The organism is Tateyamaria omphalii, assembly GCF_001969365.1.
Classification (GTDB): domain Bacteria; phylum Pseudomonadota; class Alphaproteobacteria; order Rhodobacterales; family Rhodobacteraceae; genus Tateyamaria; species Tateyamaria omphalii_A.
Map to the genome: position 1 here is coordinate 902,407 of NZ_CP019312.1, position 16,088 is coordinate 918,494.

General features: G+C 61.0%; 21 protein-coding genes. 6 read left to right on the forward strand and 15 right to left on the reverse strand.

Annotation, left to right across the window (positions count from 1 at the left end; all coding sequences use genetic code 11):
* Window positions 1-522: a MarR family winged helix-turn-helix transcriptional regulator gene (locus tag BWR18_RS04405; RefSeq protein WP_076626879.1), complete on the forward strand. Its 522-nt coding sequence runs from the start codon at window positions 1-3 to the stop codon at window positions 520-522.
* A 3-nt stretch (window positions 523-525) separates the two neighbouring features.
* Here BWR18_RS04405 and BWR18_RS04410 read toward each other — a convergent pair whose 3' ends face one another.
* The 5 genes from BWR18_RS04410 to BWR18_RS04430 all read right to left on the reverse strand — a co-directional run bounded on the left by BWR18_RS04410 (window position 526) and on the right by BWR18_RS04430 (window position 4,877).
* Window positions 526-1,278, reverse strand: coding sequence for a DUF1194 domain-containing protein (locus tag BWR18_RS04410; protein WP_076626880.1), 753 nt, complete (start codon window positions 1,276-1,278; stop codon window positions 526-528).
* On the reverse strand, window positions 1,275-1,976 hold the full coding sequence (locus BWR18_RS04415; protein ID WP_076626881.1) for a DUF1194 domain-containing protein: 702 nt from the start codon (window positions 1,974-1,976) through the stop codon (window positions 1,275-1,277). Before BWR18_RS04415 ends, BWR18_RS04410 begins: the two co-directional genes overlap by 4 nt.
* Window positions 1,977-1,987: 11 nt before the next feature.
* The gene (locus BWR18_RS04420) at window positions 1,988-2,416 is read right to left on the reverse strand and encodes a VOC family protein (protein WP_076626882.1); all 429 of its coding nucleotides are present in this window, start codon (window positions 2,414-2,416) and stop codon (window positions 1,988-1,990) included.
* Between the two features lie 70 nt (window positions 2,417-2,486).
* Window positions 2,487-3,869 carry a surface lipoprotein assembly modifier gene (locus BWR18_RS04425; RefSeq protein ID WP_076626883.1) on the reverse strand — a complete coding sequence of 461 codons (1,383 nt, stop codon included), beginning with the start codon at window positions 3,867-3,869 and terminating at the stop codon, window positions 2,487-2,489.
* Between the two features lie 6 nt (window positions 3,870-3,875).
* Window positions 3,876-4,877: a hypothetical protein gene (locus BWR18_RS04430; protein ID WP_076626884.1), complete on the reverse strand. Its 1,002-nt coding sequence runs from the start codon at window positions 4,875-4,877 to the stop codon at window positions 3,876-3,878.
* Window positions 4,878-5,086: 209 nt separating this feature from the next.
* Here BWR18_RS04430 and thyX point away from each other — a divergent pair, with 209 nt between their 5' ends.
* The gene (thyX, locus tag BWR18_RS04435; protein ID WP_076626885.1) at window positions 5,087-6,001 is read left to right on the forward strand and encodes an FAD-dependent thymidylate synthase; all 915 of its coding nucleotides are present in this window, start codon (window positions 5,087-5,089) and stop codon (window positions 5,999-6,001) included.
* Between the two features lie 79 nt (window positions 6,002-6,080).
* Here the strand turns inward: thyX and BWR18_RS04440 are convergent, their stop codons facing one another.
* The gene (locus BWR18_RS04440) at window positions 6,081-6,602 is read right to left on the reverse strand and encodes a TIGR02391 family protein (RefSeq protein ID WP_076626886.1); all 522 of its coding nucleotides are present in this window, start codon (window positions 6,600-6,602) and stop codon (window positions 6,081-6,083) included.
* Entirely contained in the window at window positions 6,595-7,266 is a 672-nt protein-coding gene (locus BWR18_RS21575) for a hypothetical protein (RefSeq protein ID WP_157598650.1), read from the reverse strand. The genes BWR18_RS04440 and BWR18_RS21575 overlap by 8 nt, the downstream gene beginning before the upstream one ends.
* Before the next feature lie 651 nt (window positions 7,267-7,917).
* Between BWR18_RS21575 and BWR18_RS04445 the strand changes: the two genes are divergently transcribed.
* Complete coding sequence (locus BWR18_RS04445; protein WP_076626887.1) at window positions 7,918-8,196, forward strand: hypothetical protein; 279 nt, start codon at window positions 7,918-7,920, stop codon at window positions 8,194-8,196.
* On the opposite strand, the gene BWR18_RS04450 is transcribed toward BWR18_RS04445, so the two are convergent.
* Window positions 8,193-8,432: a hypothetical protein gene (locus BWR18_RS04450; protein ID WP_076626888.1), complete on the reverse strand. Its 240-nt coding sequence runs from the start codon at window positions 8,430-8,432 to the stop codon at window positions 8,193-8,195. The two genes, BWR18_RS04445 and BWR18_RS04450, sit on opposite strands and share 4 nt — an antisense overlap.
* 193 nt (window positions 8,433-8,625) lie before the next feature.
* Between BWR18_RS04450 and BWR18_RS04455 the strand changes: the two genes are divergently transcribed.
* A complete protein-coding gene (locus tag BWR18_RS04455; RefSeq protein WP_076626889.1) occupies window positions 8,626-8,913 on the forward strand; it encodes a hypothetical protein in 288 nt (95 codons plus the stop codon).
* A gap of 67 nt (window positions 8,914-8,980) precedes the next feature.
* Here the strand turns inward: BWR18_RS04455 and BWR18_RS04460 are convergent, their stop codons facing one another.
* The gene (locus BWR18_RS04460; RefSeq protein ID WP_076626890.1) at window positions 8,981-9,187 is read right to left on the reverse strand and encodes a cold-shock protein; all 207 of its coding nucleotides are present in this window, start codon (window positions 9,185-9,187) and stop codon (window positions 8,981-8,983) included.
* Between the two features lie 185 nt (window positions 9,188-9,372).
* Here BWR18_RS04460 and BWR18_RS04465 point away from each other — a divergent pair, with 185 nt between their 5' ends.
* Window positions 9,373-9,690, forward strand: coding sequence for an ArsC/Spx/MgsR family protein (locus BWR18_RS04465; protein ID WP_076630120.1), 318 nt, complete (start codon window positions 9,373-9,375; stop codon window positions 9,688-9,690).
* Here BWR18_RS04465 and BWR18_RS04470 read toward each other — a convergent pair.
* The 6 genes from BWR18_RS04470 to BWR18_RS04495 form a co-directional block, all read right to left on the reverse strand.
* Window positions 9,687-10,250, reverse strand: a complete 564-nt coding sequence (locus BWR18_RS04470) for a DoxX family membrane protein (RefSeq protein ID WP_076626891.1) — start codon at window positions 10,248-10,250, stop codon at window positions 9,687-9,689. The genes BWR18_RS04465 and BWR18_RS04470 overlap by 4 nt on opposite strands.
* 4 nt (window positions 10,251-10,254) lie before the next feature.
* On the reverse strand, window positions 10,255-11,013 hold the full coding sequence (locus BWR18_RS04475; RefSeq protein WP_076630121.1) for an HvfC/BufC N-terminal domain-containing protein: 759 nt from the start codon (window positions 11,011-11,013) through the stop codon (window positions 10,255-10,257).
* 4 nt (window positions 11,014-11,017) lie between these two features.
* Window positions 11,018-11,878 carry an MNIO family bufferin maturase gene (gene bufB, locus BWR18_RS04480; protein ID WP_076626892.1) on the reverse strand — a complete coding sequence of 287 codons (861 nt, stop codon included), beginning with the start codon at window positions 11,876-11,878 and terminating at the stop codon, window positions 11,018-11,020.
* Between the two features lie 77 nt (window positions 11,879-11,955).
* Window positions 11,956-12,264, reverse strand: coding sequence for a BufA1 family periplasmic bufferin-type metallophore (locus BWR18_RS04485; protein ID WP_076626893.1), 309 nt, complete (start codon window positions 12,262-12,264; stop codon window positions 11,956-11,958).
* A gap of 192 nt (window positions 12,265-12,456) precedes the next feature.
* Complete coding sequence (thrS, locus tag BWR18_RS04490; RefSeq protein ID WP_076626894.1) at window positions 12,457-14,415, reverse strand: threonine--tRNA ligase; 1,959 nt, start codon at window positions 14,413-14,415, stop codon at window positions 12,457-12,459.
* 87 nt (window positions 14,416-14,502) lie between these two features.
* Window positions 14,503-15,666 (reverse strand): MFS transporter, encoded by a 1,164-nt coding sequence (locus BWR18_RS04495; protein WP_076626895.1) that lies wholly within the window; start codon window positions 15,664-15,666, stop codon window positions 14,503-14,505.
* A gap of 171 nt (window positions 15,667-15,837) precedes the next feature.
* Here BWR18_RS04495 and BWR18_RS04500 point away from each other — a divergent pair, with 171 nt between their 5' ends.
* Window positions 15,838-16,050, forward strand: coding sequence for a hypothetical protein (locus BWR18_RS04500; protein ID WP_076626896.1), 213 nt, complete (start codon window positions 15,838-15,840; stop codon window positions 16,048-16,050).
* The last annotated feature ends 38 nt before the right edge of the window (window positions 16,051-16,088 follow it).

Consider the following 16,088-nt stretch of genomic DNA (forward strand, 5'->3'; position numbering starts at 1 on the left):
ATGAGCATTCAGGACCCAATTGGCCAGGTCCCGGGCATGGCCGAACGAAACGCAGCGAACGCCAGCTTCATGGTCGGATATCTTGAGGCGCTGTCGCTGGTCGAGCGACTGCACAGGCTTCTGCTTGACGTGATCAAGGATGAATTCGAACGCGTCGGCGTGCTTGAGATCAACGCGGTCCAGGCGCTCCTCCTGTTCAACATCGGCGACAATGAGGTGACGGCGGGCGAGCTGAAAAGCCGCGGCTATTACCAGGGCTCGAATGTCAGCTACAACCTAAAGAAGCTGGTCGACATGGGCTACATGCACCACCAGCGGTGCGAGATTGACCGCCGTTCGGTCCGGGTCAAGCTGACCGAAAAGGGGCGCAAGATCCGCGACGTGGTGAACGAACTGTTCCTGCGGCACGCGGACGGGCTGCAATCCAAGGGCGTGCTTGGCCCCGAAGGGATCATCGACATCACCGCATCGCTCAAACGGATGGAGCGGTACTGGACCGACCAGATCCGCTATATCTACTGACGGCTATTCTGCCCGCCGGTCCGGACCGGGCGGGTAGGGCAGGGGGCCCTTGCCCAGAATAAGCGTCTCCAACTCCCGCTCCAGCTTGCGCGCCATGGCGGCGGCATAGTCTTCGAACCCCAGTGCGGTTTCGACAAAGCTGTCTTCGCCGACGATCACGTTGTTCTGGAAATACGCGGACAGGCTCGAAATCTCCGCCTGCCGCGCGTCACCGAAACTTGGCGCATCCGCACCGATAACCAATGCGTTGATGGTGATGCCCGTGGCCTCCACCTCCGGTTTCACATCGACAGGCCGGATGCCCAGGTTCGATTTCCCGTCCCCCGACAGATCCAGCGTCAGCTTCCAGCACTCGGACCGCCTGGCCAGATGCGCGACGCCCTCGCGCATGGCCAGACCCAGCGCCGTGCCGGGGCTCGCCTGACGCCGTTCGGTGGCGCGCAAATGGCCGATGACCGCGTCCAGCGCAGGCGCACCGTCGATGGCCGTCCACGGCAGGATGACCGCCGGATCTTCCGGCCCGCTCCATTCATAGACCAGCAGGTGCACCGGGGCCGACGGCATCTGCAACAGCGCCTGCCGGACCTTGCCGCTGTCCAGCGCCGCGGCCAGCCCCTCCATCTGCAATTGATACTCCAGCGCATCGACCGACCCCGACACATCCAGGCCCAGGGCCAGCGCCTGACGGCACGCTCCCTGTGCACCGGCCCCGATCATCGCCGCACAGGTGGCCATGACCAGCGTTGCTGCCTTCATCCGCCGCGCCGCCCGGTGTCGAGCGCGCCGATGACGGGCGGGGTCAACTCCCGCTCCAGCTTGCGGCGCATCGCCCGCTCGTAATCCTCGAACCCCTGCGCGACTTCCAGAAATGCACCGGGCCCGCGCAACACCTCGCGCTTGTAAAACTCAATGAGCATGGTTTCGGACGTGAACTCGGCCGCGTTCACGACCAATCCGTTCACCGTCACCTCGTCAAAGGGAAACTCGCGGTAGGCCAATTGCGGCCCGAAGCCTTCGTTGTTCTGCCCGTCCCCGGCCATGTCGATGGTCCGGTAGAGGCAGTCGGGCGCCCGCGCCAACATCTCGGCCCCAAAGCCCAACGCATAGCCCATGGCGGTCGGGAACTCGTTGTGCGACCGCGTGCTTGCCGCCACAATCTCCGCCGCATCCAGCAGGGCCGCGGGGCCGTCGATCAGGGTCCAGTCCAGCACAACCTCCTGATTGTAGCGGCCCGACCATTCGTAAACGGCCAGCGCCACAGGGGCGTCCGTGGCAAAAAACGCGGCCCGCACCTCGGGCGCCGTCAGCGCCGCCACCAACCCGCCACGCTGCAACTGATCCTCTGTCGCATCCACGGAGGACGACACGTCCAGCGCCAAAAGCAACGCCAGCCTGCACGCCGCGGCGGGCGACGCCGCAACGCACAAGGCCAAACAGGCCGCGGTCCTCACCAATGGCCCGTGTTTTACCAATGCCCTGTGTTTTCCATGCTCGCCCAGGGCTCGGCCGGGGCCAGCGCATCACCGGCCTGCAACAGTTCGATCGAGATATTGTCAGGCGACCGGACAAAGGCCATGTGTCCATCGCGCGGCGGGCGGTTGATGGTCACACCATTGTCCATAAGGTGCTGACACATCTCGTAAATATTATCGACACGGTAGGCGAGGTGGCCAAAATGGCGGCTGTCGCTGGGCAGCGCGTCATCGCCATCCCAGTTATAGGTCAGCTCGACCGGGCACTCCGGCTGATCCGGCGGCGCCATAAAGATCAGCGAAAACCGCCCGCCCTCGCTGTCGTGGCGGCGCGTCTCTTCCATCCCCAAAAGCTTGAAAAACGCCATCGAGGCGTCCAGGTCCTTTACCCGAACCATTGTGTGCAAATAGGTCAAAGCCATGTGGAGGTCTCCGTCAAACTGTGAATGTTGACGCTAACCTAGCATAGCCCCCCGTGGGAACCACCGCCTCTCAGAACTTTGATTGAATGCCCAGCGTGATGGTCGTTTCGTCGGTCTCGAACCTGTTCACATTGGACGTTCTGCGCCCCGTACGCAGGCGAATTGTCGGGGCGAAGCCGGCAAAATCATAATCTTTGAAGAACAGCGACACATCACCATAAAGGCTCTCATCCTGTCGCCCGCCCTGGACCGTGCGCACCAGACGGTACTCCTCGTAATCCGTATAGCCAACAGTCAGCCCGGTCGAGATTTCCATCGGTCCCAACTGTTTTCCAAATGTGTAGCTCGCCCGCACGCTCGCGGTCTGGTACGCGGCATTCACGAAATCGCCCTGGATGTCCTGCACGGTCAGCCCCAGGCTGAACCTGTCGCCGCGCTCCAGCTTGTGGCTGTAGGTGGCCCCCAGCGTCAGCACATCCAGATCGCGCAGGTTGCTGGCCGTCGAAAACCGCCTCTCGACACCGCTGCGCAACGTCAGGCGGCTCGCATCACCCACCTTCAGGCTCCGGCTCAGTGACAGCTTGGCAAAGTCATGAGACCGCTCGTCCCCCGACCAGCTTGCGCCGATGGCACCGCCCACCGTCACAAAGTTACCGGGCTTGCCAAGCGCGAACAGGTGGTCCACCCCCGTCTCGGCATAGGTGGATCCGAAATCGCTGTTGCGCAGGTCCGGCACACGCGCCTGCGCCTCGTCACTCAGGTCAACGCGCCGCGTATACAGGCGCCCTGTGGCCGTCGTGCGGCTCTTTTCGCCCTGGGCCAGCCGGTATTGCAACTGTACGTCCAGGGTGCCGACGATCCCGTCCAGCGCGCGCGAGCTGGGCCGGAACACGCCCAGCGTCGGCACGTCGTTGATCACCTCAAGCACATTGTCGGTGCCGTTGTTGACGTTGTCGGACGGGGCAACAGAAAAGTTGATGTTGAACCGCAGCGGATTGGCCGCCCGGACGCGGCCATAGTCCTGGGCCAGCGCCTTTTCCTGCGCGTCCGTATCGGCATGGGTCGCCGCCAGGCGCAGCCAGCCTTGCGACAGGGTGGGGCGCTCTTGCTGAAATGCCACGCTGGCGGCGGTGCGTGCCGCGCCAAACTTTTCCGTGGGTGTTTCGCTGTATTTGTAAGACAGCCGGGCCGCCGCGCGCGCCAGTTTGGGGTCGTTGAGCCGCGAATGCGCTGCGGCCAGCACGCCGTAGGCATAGGCATCTTCAGGGTCTGCGCGCACCAGCACCATGGCCACATCACGCGCCAGATCGAACCGCCCCGCATAAAGCGCCTGACGCGCCAGAACGCGCGCCTGCTCTATGTTGAAGGTTTGGCTGTCATCAGACTGCTGTGGGTCTGTGGACCCCGCCGACGCCCACAGGGTCAGCAGGGCACCAATAAGCGCGCGTTTCATCCGCCCTTACGGCTGCAGCGCGTTGACGCAGACCGGGTCGGTGTCCGCGGCGGTGCACAGATCCAGAACAAACACACCGCGCTCGATTTCATTGTCAAAGCCTTCGAGGACCTGGTCCACCTGGGTGCCGCCCGCCATGAACTCGCCCGCGCTGCCACCAATGACGCCCGCGAAATCACCAATATCCGTTCGTTCGGTCGAGCCCGGGAATGACGGATCCCTCGTATCCACTTCGATGTTTCCGCTGAACGTGCCGTCGCCAGTCAGGGTGCCGTCCACCAGCACGATGTCCTGCATGTCGAAATTTCCGACACGCGTCACGGCCGTCCGGTCATAGATTTCACCCTCGACCGACATGTCGTTCAGATCGACATTCACAAACATCAACCCGCGCACATATCCCGCCTGGTTCGGCGTGTTGACATCCGGATCAATGCCCGGTGTCGGGAAAATATCGGTGCGTGGGCCGTCCACGTTCAGACCGGCGGCGTAGTTGCCATAGTAGGTCACGTCGAACCGGCTCTCGGGTGCGGTCGGTGCCACATAGTCGCCGGTCCTGTCAAAATAGACACCGCCGAAAAACGTGTTGAACTGGGGACCGGTCAAAACCACACCGGCCTGCACACCGTCACGGCTGGCGACAAAGGCGGTGGCATGGCGGCCCAGGGGGTCGTTCTGCCCGGTAAATGTCTCGTAGCCATCGACAAAGCTGGTGGCAACATGCCGGTACTCGTTGACCAGTGGCACGCCGTCCTGGGTCAGGCCCGTCACGGTCAGCGTGTTCGTGGTGGCGTCAAAGCTGATGCTTTCCAGATCACTCGCGATGGCTTCCGGCACTGCCAGCGGGTCCGTTGGCGCGGTTGGGTCCGTCGGATCGGTCGGCTGCGCGGGCACCTCTCCGCCGCCGGCATCGCCGCCCGTCGCATCACCTGTTGTGGTAAAGGGGTTACCGTCCCCGCACGCCGCCAAAAGCGCGGCAAGCGCAAGCACTGCTGCTGTCCGTGTCATGCCTGAAAAACCTTTGCGGTCTATTTTGCTGCCTCTTTTGCGGCAAGATTCTGCCGTAACCCCCCAAAAGTCAACGCTTTCGTATGGGGGGCGATTCGCGCCAGCCAAGAACCGTTGCCAAAAAACGACCCTTATATTGCGGTTCTCATGTCGCCATCCCCAAGATAAGGTGTAAGCCCGACAGATTCTGTGGATAAAGGACGCGCCCCATGCCGCTCAGCCCCGAACAACAGTCCGAAATCGACGCATTGCGCAGCCAGTCCACCCAAACGCTGCGCGCCACCGTCCCGGGGATGGAGGCGCATCTGTACAAGGCGCAACCTGTCCTCGACCACGGCTTTGTCCGCGTCATCGACTACATGGGCGACGACGCGGCCATCTGCCAGGCCGCGCGGGTCAGCTATGGCAAGGGCACCAAATCGGTCCAGAATGACGAGGGGCTGATCCGCTACCTCATGCGCCACTGGCACTCGACCCCGTTCGAGATGTGCGAGATCAAACTGCACGTCAAACTCCCCGTCTTCGTCGCCCGCCAGTGGATCCGCCACCGTACGGCCAACGTGAACGAATACTCCGCCCGCTACTCGATCCTTGATCGCGAGTTCTACATCCCCGCACCCGACGCGCTCGCCGCCCAATCGGTCGTCAACAACCAGGGCAGGGGCGAGGCGCTGCAAGGGGACGAGGCGCAACGCGTCCTCAACTACCTGCGCGACGACGCCATGCGCAGCTACGACCATTACGAAGAGATGATCAGCCAGGACGGCCAACAGGGCCTCGCCCGAGAACTGGCCCGCATGAACCTGCCCGCCAACATCTACACCCAATGGTACTGGAAGGTGGACCTGCACAACCTGTTTCATTTTTTGCGATTGCGGGCAGATGCGCACGCGCAATACGAAATCCGGGTCTACGCGGATGCGATCTGCGACATGGTCAAGGATTGGGTGCCCGCGGCGTATAAGGCGTTCGAGGATTACCGGATGGGTGGGGCGACATTATCTGCGACGGCGGTTGCGTGTGTGCAGCGGATGTTGAAGGGGGAAGAGGTGACGCAGGAGAACTCCGGCATGTCCAAGGGGGAATGGCGGGAGTTTATGGGGGTTTTGAACGGCACCACTTAAGAGCAGCGAGCAAAACGCTCCAAAAGACCTTGGCAAACTCATGCGGGTGCGGCATAAGACGCTGCGCTATTCGGTCAAATCATGGACGGTACGCGACTTTGGCTTTTCTCAGTAGGTGTTGCGCAACAACTAACAGTTCGAGCGCAGTTTGCTCGTCGGACACCCATCCAAACTCGTGCGTTACCGGGTTTCTGATTCCCAACATCGCTCCAGCAAAGATGTGGCTGTATCCTTCCTGCTCGTCCCTTTCTGCATCGTTTGTCCTGTCGCTCCAAACCAGCTTGGGTTCTTTGTTGTTGAATGCAACACGCATTCCTGAGGTGCCAGATTGTCCAGACCCAGATTTTGTCCGAACAAAATTGTCGACTGCTTTGAACGCATTATGCACAGCGAGGTTGTAGTGACCTGAGGCAAATAGGTCTCTCGAAACCTCAACGATTTCTGGTTCAACGACCGTCCGCGCAAACACGACCGTTCCAGCCTCATCTTTCGCCGAGAAATCCTCAATCAACAACGTTTTAGGCGCCGGCAGCGCAAGCACATTTCGCGAAAAACCGCTTTCAACAAGGAACTCTTGAAATCGCCGCACTCTTTCAAACATCGTGTAGATGTTTCCTCATTGAAGCAAAAATCGTCTCAATTTGGTCTGTTGATGCATCCGCGCTGATGTGGATTTGAACATTCACGTTAAGAGGAAAGCCTTGCAGGCTGGAATTCGCGTCACTGTTCCTTTTAGGAGCGCCGCTCGGAGGGGTCGATTTGGACGAGACTTTTCGAGTGGGCGAACTTTGAGTGGAAGCCTTAGTTGAAGACCCAGTTTTGCTAGGCGATGCTGGTCTTGATCCGCCCTCCCCAGGCTGCTCTGACGAGATAAGGAGGTACGTCGCGGCTTTGTTTCTTGCTGATCCCTCTCCCAAATTCTGTTGAATAAACCAGTTCGTAACTACATCTCGCTGCGCCTCACCAACGGGTGCAATGGCCACAAGGCTCTCAGGGTAAATTTCACTCACGAGCTCTTTCACTGCGTTCGCGTATTCGTCATCTTGCCTCCAGCGAAGCGCAAGTGCCGTGGCGGCGCCTTCTTCGTCAAGAATTTGGGCTCTTTTTAGCTCTGCTACATATTGCCTAGAAGCCGCGGGTTGGACACCAAGTGATGCTCCGATCATGCTCGCATCAAATTTTGTCTTTGGCGATTTCTTTATGAGGTTTCTGATACCCCACCATACGGTGGTCGGGATCTGCGGAAAGGTGTTCTGATCTGCCATGAGATCCTCGCGAGTGTGATGTACAGTGAGCCTTCAGTGAAGTGAGTTCGTATTGATTTGTCAATAATTTTCACGTTTCGTTCCTGTGCTCTAAAGCGGCACGGAATCAAGGCCAAAGGCCGCCGTGCCAGCGCCGACCTCGGGGCTCCGCCCGTGATGGCCTCAAACGATCCCCCGGATCGTTTGTCACTGCGTGAACCGGCAATCACCCCACCCGGGCTGACGCTACACACCCACCAGCGCACCGCCCCACCAAACTCACTACCATGACACCCATAAACCGCGCCGCAGCCCCGTCGCTGCGCCAACCCGCGGCCCGGCGCTGTCCCGGCTCCGCGCTTTGAACATGCGCCCCGGGGCTCCGCCCGTTCGCATCTCAAACCGTCCCCCGGACGGTTTGCCGCTGCGCGGACCTATGCTCACCCCCGCCATCTTGCTACCTGTTCAAAATGGAATCTCCCGCACCATGCACCAGACCGGTGCACGCCCGGTGCACAGGTTGTGCACACATTGTGCATGCCCAGAAACGCAAAATCTGGGGCGCGGCCATTTGATCGACACATCATATTCGAAACAAATTGTGAACGGATCGTACGGTGAGGCCTGCTGAATTCTATCCACAGGTCGTCATAAAACTGTTACGTTGAAAACATGCTCCGAACCGCTGCGATATTGACCCTTCTGGCCACGCCACTTTCGGCCAATCCCATCGCCGAAATCCTCTGCGCGCCCAGCAAGCAGATGCAGCAAAAGCTGGAACAGCAGTTCCGCTCGGCCCGCGCCGCCTCGGGCATGCGCAGCCCCGAACAGATGATGGAAGTGTGGACGGACCAGCGCGGCGATTGGGCCATGGTGGTGCGCTATGCCAGCGGCACCTCATGCATCGTCGCGATGGGAGAGCATTGGGAAGAAACGAAAAATCCGACCTAGCGGGTGGCGCGCTCGCGCAGGTGCGCGACCAGGACGCCGTTGTCGTCTTCCCACGTTTTCCAGGCCCGATACCCTTCGATCTGCGCCTGTGGCCCGGTCAGATCGCCCGCAAAATGCGCCTTGACCGCGTGGTAGTGCCCCATGCACCGCGCCCATTCGGACGGGGATGGAAACTGCGTTTCGGCAGACACTTCGCACGCGTAATACAGGGCCAACAGTCGCATCAGTTCGGTCATCAGGGCACCATCCCGTCGAAAAACTGTTTCCAGCGTAGCCATAATTCCCCAAAATTTGAGTAAATCATGCGTGCGGTGGCCCGGTTATGCAAAAATTCTGGACTTGCGCCCCAACCGCGGGCATCGTGCAAAAACGACATTATGGGCATTTTCCCCATAGATGTCGTGGTGTGTTGAGAGAACGAGGGAAGATATGCCATTCACAAAAGTGATTACAGCAGCAGCGGTCTTTGCGCTTCTTGGCAGCGGCGCCGTGCTCGCACAAAGCCATAACGGTCCGAAAATCTACGCCTACCACAGCCAGCACAACTACTGTCCCGCCGGGCTGCAGCCTGTGACGATGGACGGCGTGATCTGCTGCGGGGTTCCCAACCAGCACATCACTTACCAACGGGCACTGGCGCATCCAGTCAAGAAACGTGTCAGACACGTGCGTCAAACCAGCTGTCCCGTCGGGACAAAGGGCTGCACGTTCGATTGATCACATCGAACGTTGGTCAAGCGGCGCAGGATAACATGTCATGCGCCGCTTTGTCGTTTGGGGGGCGCTAAAGCAGTTTCAGATCGCCTGCCATCTGGCGCCCATCGCGCCCTTCAAGCAGTTCGAAACTCACTTTCTGATTGTCGGCCAAGCCGGTCAATCCTGACCGCTCCACCGCTGAAATATGAACAAAAACGTCCTTGCCGCCCTCATCCGGGGCGATAAACCCGTAGCCTTTCGTGGTGTTGAACCACTTCACGGTGCCAGTTGGCATGATCCCGTGCCTCCTTTACCTTGCAGTCTCCCCCGCGTCGGACCGTCGGGCAGGGGCCTTGGACGACCCAGTCAAAACGACTGCGCCGCTCCCTCAGAGATTGCCCTCAGGGCGGGAAAATCAAGGTTGGGCCTCGCATTCCGCGCGAGATGCCGCTTAATTCTACGCAAATGTGAGGGATGGATATGGAAATATACGGATTGAAAACCTGCGACACCTGCCGCAAGGCCATCAAGGCGTTGCCGCGGGCGAAATTTGTCGATGTCCGGGCAGAAGGCGTGCCTGATGACGTGATGGATCAGGCACTTGCCGCATTCGGTGACACGCTGGTCAACACGCGCTCGACCACGTGGCGCGGCTTGTCAGAAGAGGAGCGGAAGATCGCGCCTAAATCGCTGCTGGCCGCGCATCCGACACTCATGAAACGCCCGCTGATCGTGGACAGTTGCGCCATGCACCTGGGCTGGACCAAAGATGTACAAGCGGCCCTTGGAGTGGCCTAAGCGGCGGCCGGGGCAGGTTTTGGGGCAAGGGCCCGATCAAACGAAATCGGCCCGGCCCCTTTGATCACCAAAAGCAGCAGCAGAAACACCCAAAGCGCACGCTGGTCCATGATCAGGCTGTTGGATGGCGCATCGAACCACGCCCCCAGCACCAGCCCGTCGCCCCATTTGTCGTGGCCGTTCAGGTCAGTCAGCGATTGCACCACGATAAACCCGATCATACCCAGTGACGCAAGCCGGGTGAGGAGGCCGATGATGATGAGCAGCGGCAGCACGAATTCAGCCACAGTACCGGCGGTCACGACAGCCCAATGAAAGAGACTTAGCTGTGTGACGTCATACCCCACATTCTCCATTACCTTGGGAAAAATCTGCGCATAAGCACCCAGTGACGGTTGGAAAATGCCAAAGACCCCATCACCCAGCTTGGTCATCCCTGATACCCAAAAGTACACGGCCAGCACTGCGGCGAACAGGAAACGGGCCAGGGTGGGCAACAGCCACTCCACATGCTCGAGCGGGCCAAAGATCGCGGCATGGAGACGGGAAAGGGCAGTCATGGGGTCATTCCTCTGGAGTGGTGATGTCGGTTAGGGCGCCCTGCTGGATAAGCAGGCTCAGCAATGGCCCAAGGTCGAATTCGGGGTCGATCGTAGTGGCGGCGTCCACTGCCGCTTCGAGCGTTTGGTCATCTGAAATGGCCTGTAGCCACGCCGCTTGCGCCGATGTCAGGGGATGCGGCGCGGGATCGAATTGGGCGCGCGTGACAAGGACAGGCTGCGCTATCCCGTGCGGCTTTGGCGCGTCCGGCTCAGTGTTGTAGCGCCAGATGTCGAAAATCGGCCATCGGGACGGGACAAACTGCGCGGCAGGGGCGAGGCGCAGCCGGGTCTGCATCAGCACATCCGCTGGCACCGCGCCCAAGCGGCTCGCATCAAACGGTGCGCTATCCGCGGCGTGGTACGACCTGCGCAGTGCCAGTTCCAGGCGCGCCACGTCAGGCAGATACCCGATATGCGCCAGCGGTTTGAACCCGTCCAGAAACGCGGGCAGCGCTTCACCATAGTGCATCATCATGGGCGAGTTGGGCGGATGCGCACGGGCAAAAAGCCGGGCAAGTTGATCGAAATTTTGGTCTCCCAACAGCTTGCACAATACCGGAAAGCCGGTGCGCAGCGCGTTGATCAAGGCGACAGTGACGTTGTTGCGATAGACGGCAAAGCGTCGGGTCGTCTGCTGGCCCGCGGGGTCCGTCAGCCCCTCGGGCACCGCACGCTCCGGATCAAGGAGCGCGGCGCGAAATGCGGCTTGTGTCGTGGTCATCACATCACCCGGCAGGGGCTGTGGCCAAGGCGCGGGCCGCGCGGTCAGCTTCGGCACGCAGTGTCGGCCAATCGGGCACGTCATTGTCCCATTCGACCAGCACGGGCTCAGGTCCCGTGCCGCTCAGAGCATGATCCAACAGGGCCCAAACGGGTTCTGCCGCTTCGCGTCCATGGCTGTCGATCAGCAGCGGCGCGCCGCTGTCGTCTTCATCCTCGTCATGGCCGCCGACATGGATTTCTCCAACGGCAGCAAGAGGATAGGCATCTAGATACGATTGCGGTGTATAGCCCAGGTTGGTCGCCGAAATGAACACGTTGTTCACGTCCAAAAGCAGGCCGCAGCCGGTGCGTTGCACCAACTCGGCCAGAAAGTCCGTTTCTGACCACGTGCTTTCGGCAAAGGCCAGATAGCTTGACGGGTTCTCAAGCAGCATCCGGCGGCCCAAGGTTTCCTGCACTTCGTCGATGTGGTCGGCGACGCAAGATAGCGTCGCGTCGGTGTAGGGCAGGGGCAGCAGGTCATCGAGGAACTCGGCCCCGTGGGTGGACCAAGCGAGGTGTTCGGAGAAGCTGGCGGGCTCAAGCCAGCCCACAAGGTGCTTCAGGCGTGCAAGATGATCGGGATCAAGGCGGCCCTCGCCACCGATCGACAGTCCGACACCGTGCACGGATATGGCAAAATCCTCGCGCAGGGCGCGCAGTTGCGCATGCGGTCGCCCGCCGTCGCCCATGTAGTTTTCCGCGTGGACTTCCAGCCACTTGACAGGGCCAGGGCCCGCACGCAGATCGGTGAAATGCTGGGCCTTGTATCCCACGCCGGGGGCTGCGGGCAGGCGGGGCGGTGTCAATGTCGCATCCAGCATGTCGAAACCTTCGGGCGGCGGGGGATCAGGCGAAAACGTCGGACCCGGACAGGTCCGACGCAGGCGTGTGGCGTGCCTCAGGCAGAGGGCAGGTCGCGGTTCAGCTCTTCGAGCGAGCCTTGCCGTGCGGTGCCGTCTGCCATCGCGGGCAGGTCGATCTTGGCGCAGGTGCCGGCGTCAACCAGCGTCCAGGCGTTGCCTTGGTAGTCCACGGTCGATGTGCCCGCGCATGTGGTGCCCGGGCCGGCGGCGCAGTCATTTTCACCGGCGAGCGAGATGCCATAGCATTTCTCTTTGCCAGCGGCCTCGGCTGTCGTCGCGGACTGTGCAGTCATTGCGGCCGCAACGGCGCCGACAATTGCAACGGTTTTCATGGTCTTCGACATCTTCAACTTCCCTTTCGGATATCGGTTTCTGTGCGTTCGTGAGCCATACATAAGACGGCTTCGCGACAACTTACCACTCACGAGGCGGTGTGTCACAGACCCGTTATCAGATGTCAGAAGAAGGGCCGGAATCCGCGGGGATTCCGGCACATTGTTGCAGGTCGTATCGCCTTATGTTGCAAAAACCGGCGCTTAGCGGCGGTCCGGCGGTGTCGCTTCGACCCCAAGTTGCGCCGCGACATCGGCCAACGCTTGCACGCTGGTCTGCTTCTCGCCAAGGCGCCGGACGGACACGGTTTTTTCCTCAACCTCGCGCGCACCGACGGCCAGGATGACAGGGACCTTGCCGACCGAATGCTCGCGGACCTTGTAGTTGATCTTTTCATTCCGCATGTCGGCCTCGACCCGGACACCAGCGGCGCGCAGGGTCTCGACGACCTCGCCGACATACGCATCCGCTTCCGAGGTGATGGAGGCCACAACAACTTGGCGCGGCGCCAGCCAGAACGGCAGCTTGCCCGCGTGTTCCTCGATCAGAATGCCGATGAAGCGCTCGAACGACCCAAGGCAAGCGCGGTGCAGCATGACGGGCCGGTGCTTGGCCCCGTCCGCGCCGATGTAAGTCGCATCCAGCCGTTCGGGCAGCACGAAATCCACCTGGAACGTGCCGCACTGCCAGTCACGCCCAATGGCATCGGTCAGCACAAATTCCAGCTTCGGGCCATAGAAGGCCCCCTCACCGGGGTTCAGCTCCGGTTCGACCCCAGCGGCACGCGTGGCGGTCAGCAGCGCCTCTTCGGCCTTGTCCCAAACCTCATCCGATCCGGCGCGCGTCTCTGGCCGGTCCGAGAACTTGACCGAGAAGCTGGCAAACCCCAGGTCCTCGTAAATCTCGGTCAGGAAGGCGATAAAGCGCGCGCATTCGCTGCCGATCTGATCCTCTTCGGCAAAGATGTGACCGTCGTCCTGCGCAAAGCCGCGCACGCGCATGATCCCGTGCAAGGCGCCCGACGGCTCGTACCGCGCGCAAGACCCGAACTCGGCCATGCGCAGGGGCAGGTCACGGTAGGATTTCAGCCCGTGCTTGAAGATTTCCACGTGGCAGGGGCAGTTCATCGGCTTGAGCGCATTGACCGCCTTTTCCTTGGCGTGCTCCTCCTCGACCTCGACGATGAACATGTTTTCCTGGTACTTTTCCCAGTGCCCGGACTTTTCCCACAAGTTGCGGTTCACGACCTGCGGCGTGTTCACCTCAACGTAGCCGCCTGCATGTTGCTTGCGGCGCATGTAGTCCTGCAACTCGGTGTAGATGGTCCAGCCATTGGGGTGCCAGAACACCTGGCCCGGCGCCTCTTCCTGCATGTGGAACAGGTTCATCTCGCGGCCCAGCTTCCGGTGGTCGCGTTTTGCAGCCTCTTCCAGCATGTTCAGATGCGCGCGCAGCTTTTCCTTGCCGGTAAAGGCCACGCCGTAGATGCGTTGCAGCATGGCGCGGTTGGAATCGCCGCGCCAATAGGCGCCCGCGATGGACATCAGCTTGAACGCGTCACCCGGCACCTGTCCGGTGTGCTGCAAATGCGGTCCACGGCACAGGTCCTGCCAGTCGCCATGCCAATACATCCGCAGCGGCTCGTCGCCCGGAATGCTCTCGATCAGTTCGACCTTGTAGGGTTCGCCCCGGTCCTCGTAATACTTGATCGCCACATCGCGGTCCCACACCTCGGTCCGGACGGGATCGCGCTTGTTGATGATTTCCTTCATCTTCTTTTCGATCAGGCCGAGGTCTTCGGGGGTGAATGGCTCAGCCCGGTCAAAGTCGTAATACCAGCCGTTGTCGATCACCGGGCCGATGGTGACCTTGGTGTCGGGCCAGATCTCCTGCACGGCGCGGGCCATGATGTGAGCGAGGTCATGGCGCACCAGCTCGTTGGCCTGCGCCTCGTCCTGCATGGTGTGGATCGCAATCTGCGCATCGCCATCGATGGGCCATTGCAGGTCCCAGTGCTGGCCGTCCACGGTGGCGCTGATCGCCTTCTTGGACAGGCTCTTGGAAATGCTCTCTGCCACGGCAGCAGGGGTCACGCCAGCGTTGTAATCGCGTGCATTGCCGTCGGGAAAAGTAAGGGAAATCTGGTGCTGATCTTTGGCCATATCGGCATCCTCGTCAGTTTGGCGCCCACGGAACGCCCGGTTGCTAGGGTATGTGTATCGGCGATGTGACAGGGCAGGGGCCTTGCGTCAAGCGATCTGTGGCGTCGGGCTGCGTTTGATCGACAGGGTGAGGTGCAAAAGCGCCAACGCCGATCCGATCCCGGCCGCCAGACCCACATAGATGATGCCAAAGCTGTCGATGACCCACGCGCCGACGGCAGATCCGAATGCAGCACCCACATAGATCGCCGCCGCATTCAGCGCCAGCACCACCGGTGCCTGCGGCCCGGCCAGGCCGATCAGCCGCATCTGTTGCCCGGCCATGAACGCCCACCCGGACGTGGCCCACAAAAGGGCAATCAGCATCAACACCAGATCAGGCTGCGGCAGCACGGAAAAGAGCGGCATGACCGTCATCTGCAACAGACACAGCAGGATCAGCGTGCGCGCCCAGCCGATCCGGTCGGCCAGAATCCCGCCCGCGATGTTGCCAATCACAGCTCCCACACCAAAGATGGCCAGCACCAGCGTCACCCCATCGCGGCCATATCCCATCGTCTGGCTCAGCAGCGGTGCGATATAGGTGTAGAGGACGTAAATCGCCCCAAGAAACGTCCCGGTGAACAGCACCGCCAGCATCATCCGCCCGTTGCGCAGCACGCCGCCAAGGTCGCGCAGGGACACGGGCTGAAAGCTCAGCCCCTTGGGGACAAAGGTCCAGATGAGGGCGAGGGCGGGCAAGGCGAGCGCGACAACCACCCAGAACGCCCACCGCCAGCCAAAGGTGTAGGCGATCCAGCTGCCCGCAGGCACGCCCACGACCTGCGCAAGTGTCAGGCCAAAGAACACAGCCGCCAGCACGCGGGCCCGCATCTCGACCGGATAAAGCGCTGCGGCCACTGCGGCCGCGACCGGCGTGAACATCCCTGCACCGGCGGCCGCCATCACACGGGCGATGCTGAGCACCACCATGTTGGGCGCCAGTGCCGAAAGCAACGCCGCAACGAGAAACAGGGACAAGCCGAACGCCATCACGCGCCGTCGTCCCACCGCGCCTGTCAGGGAGACCAGTACCGGCGACAGCAAGGCGTATCCAAGGGCGTAGGCTGTCATCAGCGTGCCAGCCGAGGCCGGCGTGATCCCGAAATCCGCGCCCAGCGGTTCCAGCAGGCCCACAATCACGAACCCGCCAACCCCGATCAGGAAGTTGCAGGCAGACAGGATGGGGATCAGCAAACGGGGCGGGGTCATAGCCCGGTTATGGTGCATATTGAGGCAGCTTCAATGCAGCATACAAAGGCATGCCGAAAAAACGACAAAAACCAGACGGAAACCGACCTTTTGCACTGGACGTGCGCTGACGAATCTTTAATTACAAATGTGTTCACTATCGGAAACTTCTGATCGCGAGAGGAACGCGCAGTGCCCAAGTACAACAAGACGTTTGAACTGTCCGTTGAAGACCTGGACCTGATCGAGGATGCGCTGCGCGCGTCCAAGAACGCAGCTATCAATGACGATCTTGCGTCGAAAGCCGCAAACGACAACGTCCGTCAGATCCACGATCTGCTGGGGCGGCTGCACAATCAAAAGACGTTCTACCGCCCCGCCAAAGGGCCCTATGTCGGCGGATAAGGCGTTTCGCTGAAAAGTGGTTTGCACTTCTCAGCTTG

What these genes read in the sequence shown, in the direction of transcription:
- BWR18_RS04405 (WP_076626879.1), top strand. Translation starts at nt 1, where the DNA reads ATGAGCATTCAGGACCCAATTGGCCAGGTCCCGGGCATGGCCGAACGA.
- BWR18_RS04410 (WP_076626880.1), bottom strand. Translation starts at nt 1,278, where the DNA reads ATGAAGGCAGCAACGCTGGTCATGGCCACCTGTGCGGCGATGATCGGG.
- BWR18_RS04420 (WP_076626882.1), bottom strand. Translation starts at nt 2,416, where the DNA reads ATGGCTTTGACCTATTTGCACACAATGGTTCGGGTAAAGGACCTGGAC.
- BWR18_RS04425 (WP_076626883.1), bottom strand. Translation starts at nt 3,869, where the DNA reads ATGAAACGCGCGCTTATTGGTGCCCTGCTGACCCTGTGGGCGTCGGCG.
- BWR18_RS04430 (WP_076626884.1), bottom strand. Translation starts at nt 4,877, where the DNA reads ATGACACGGACAGCAGCAGTGCTTGCGCTTGCCGCGCTTTTGGCGGCG.
- thyX (WP_076626885.1), top strand. Translation starts at nt 5,087, where the DNA reads ATGCCGCTCAGCCCCGAACAACAGTCCGAAATCGACGCATTGCGCAGC.
- BWR18_RS04440 (WP_076626886.1), bottom strand. Translation starts at nt 6,602, where the DNA reads ATGTTTGAAAGAGTGCGGCGATTTCAAGAGTTCCTTGTTGAAAGCGGT.
- BWR18_RS21575 (WP_157598650.1), bottom strand. Translation starts at nt 7,266, where the DNA reads ATGGCAGATCAGAACACCTTTCCGCAGATCCCGACCACCGTATGGTGG.
- BWR18_RS04445 (WP_076626887.1), top strand. Translation starts at nt 7,918, where the DNA reads ATGCTCCGAACCGCTGCGATATTGACCCTTCTGGCCACGCCACTTTCG.
- BWR18_RS04450 (WP_076626888.1), bottom strand. Translation starts at nt 8,432, where the DNA reads ATGACCGAACTGATGCGACTGTTGGCCCTGTATTACGCGTGCGAAGTG.
- BWR18_RS04455 (WP_076626889.1), top strand. Translation starts at nt 8,626, where the DNA reads ATGCCATTCACAAAAGTGATTACAGCAGCAGCGGTCTTTGCGCTTCTT.
- BWR18_RS04460 (WP_076626890.1), bottom strand. Translation starts at nt 9,187, where the DNA reads ATGCCAACTGGCACCGTGAAGTGGTTCAACACCACGAAAGGCTACGGG.
- BWR18_RS04465 (WP_076630120.1), top strand. Translation starts at nt 9,373, where the DNA reads ATGGAAATATACGGATTGAAAACCTGCGACACCTGCCGCAAGGCCATC.
- BWR18_RS04470 (WP_076626891.1), bottom strand. Translation starts at nt 10,250, where the DNA reads ATGACTGCCCTTTCCCGTCTCCATGCCGCGATCTTTGGCCCGCTCGAG.
- BWR18_RS04475 (WP_076630121.1), bottom strand. Translation starts at nt 11,013, where the DNA reads ATGACCACGACACAAGCCGCATTTCGCGCCGCGCTCCTTGATCCGGAG.
- bufB (WP_076626892.1), bottom strand. Translation starts at nt 11,878, where the DNA reads ATGCTGGATGCGACATTGACACCGCCCCGCCTGCCCGCAGCCCCCGGC.
- BWR18_RS04485 (WP_076626893.1), bottom strand. Translation starts at nt 12,264, where the DNA reads ATGTCGAAGACCATGAAAACCGTTGCAATTGTCGGCGCCGTTGCGGCC.
- thrS (WP_076626894.1), bottom strand. Translation starts at nt 14,415, where the DNA reads ATGGCCAAAGATCAGCACCAGATTTCCCTTACTTTTCCCGACGGCAAT.
- BWR18_RS04495 (WP_076626895.1), bottom strand. Translation starts at nt 15,666, where the DNA reads ATGACCCCGCCCCGTTTGCTGATCCCCATCCTGTCTGCCTGCAACTTC.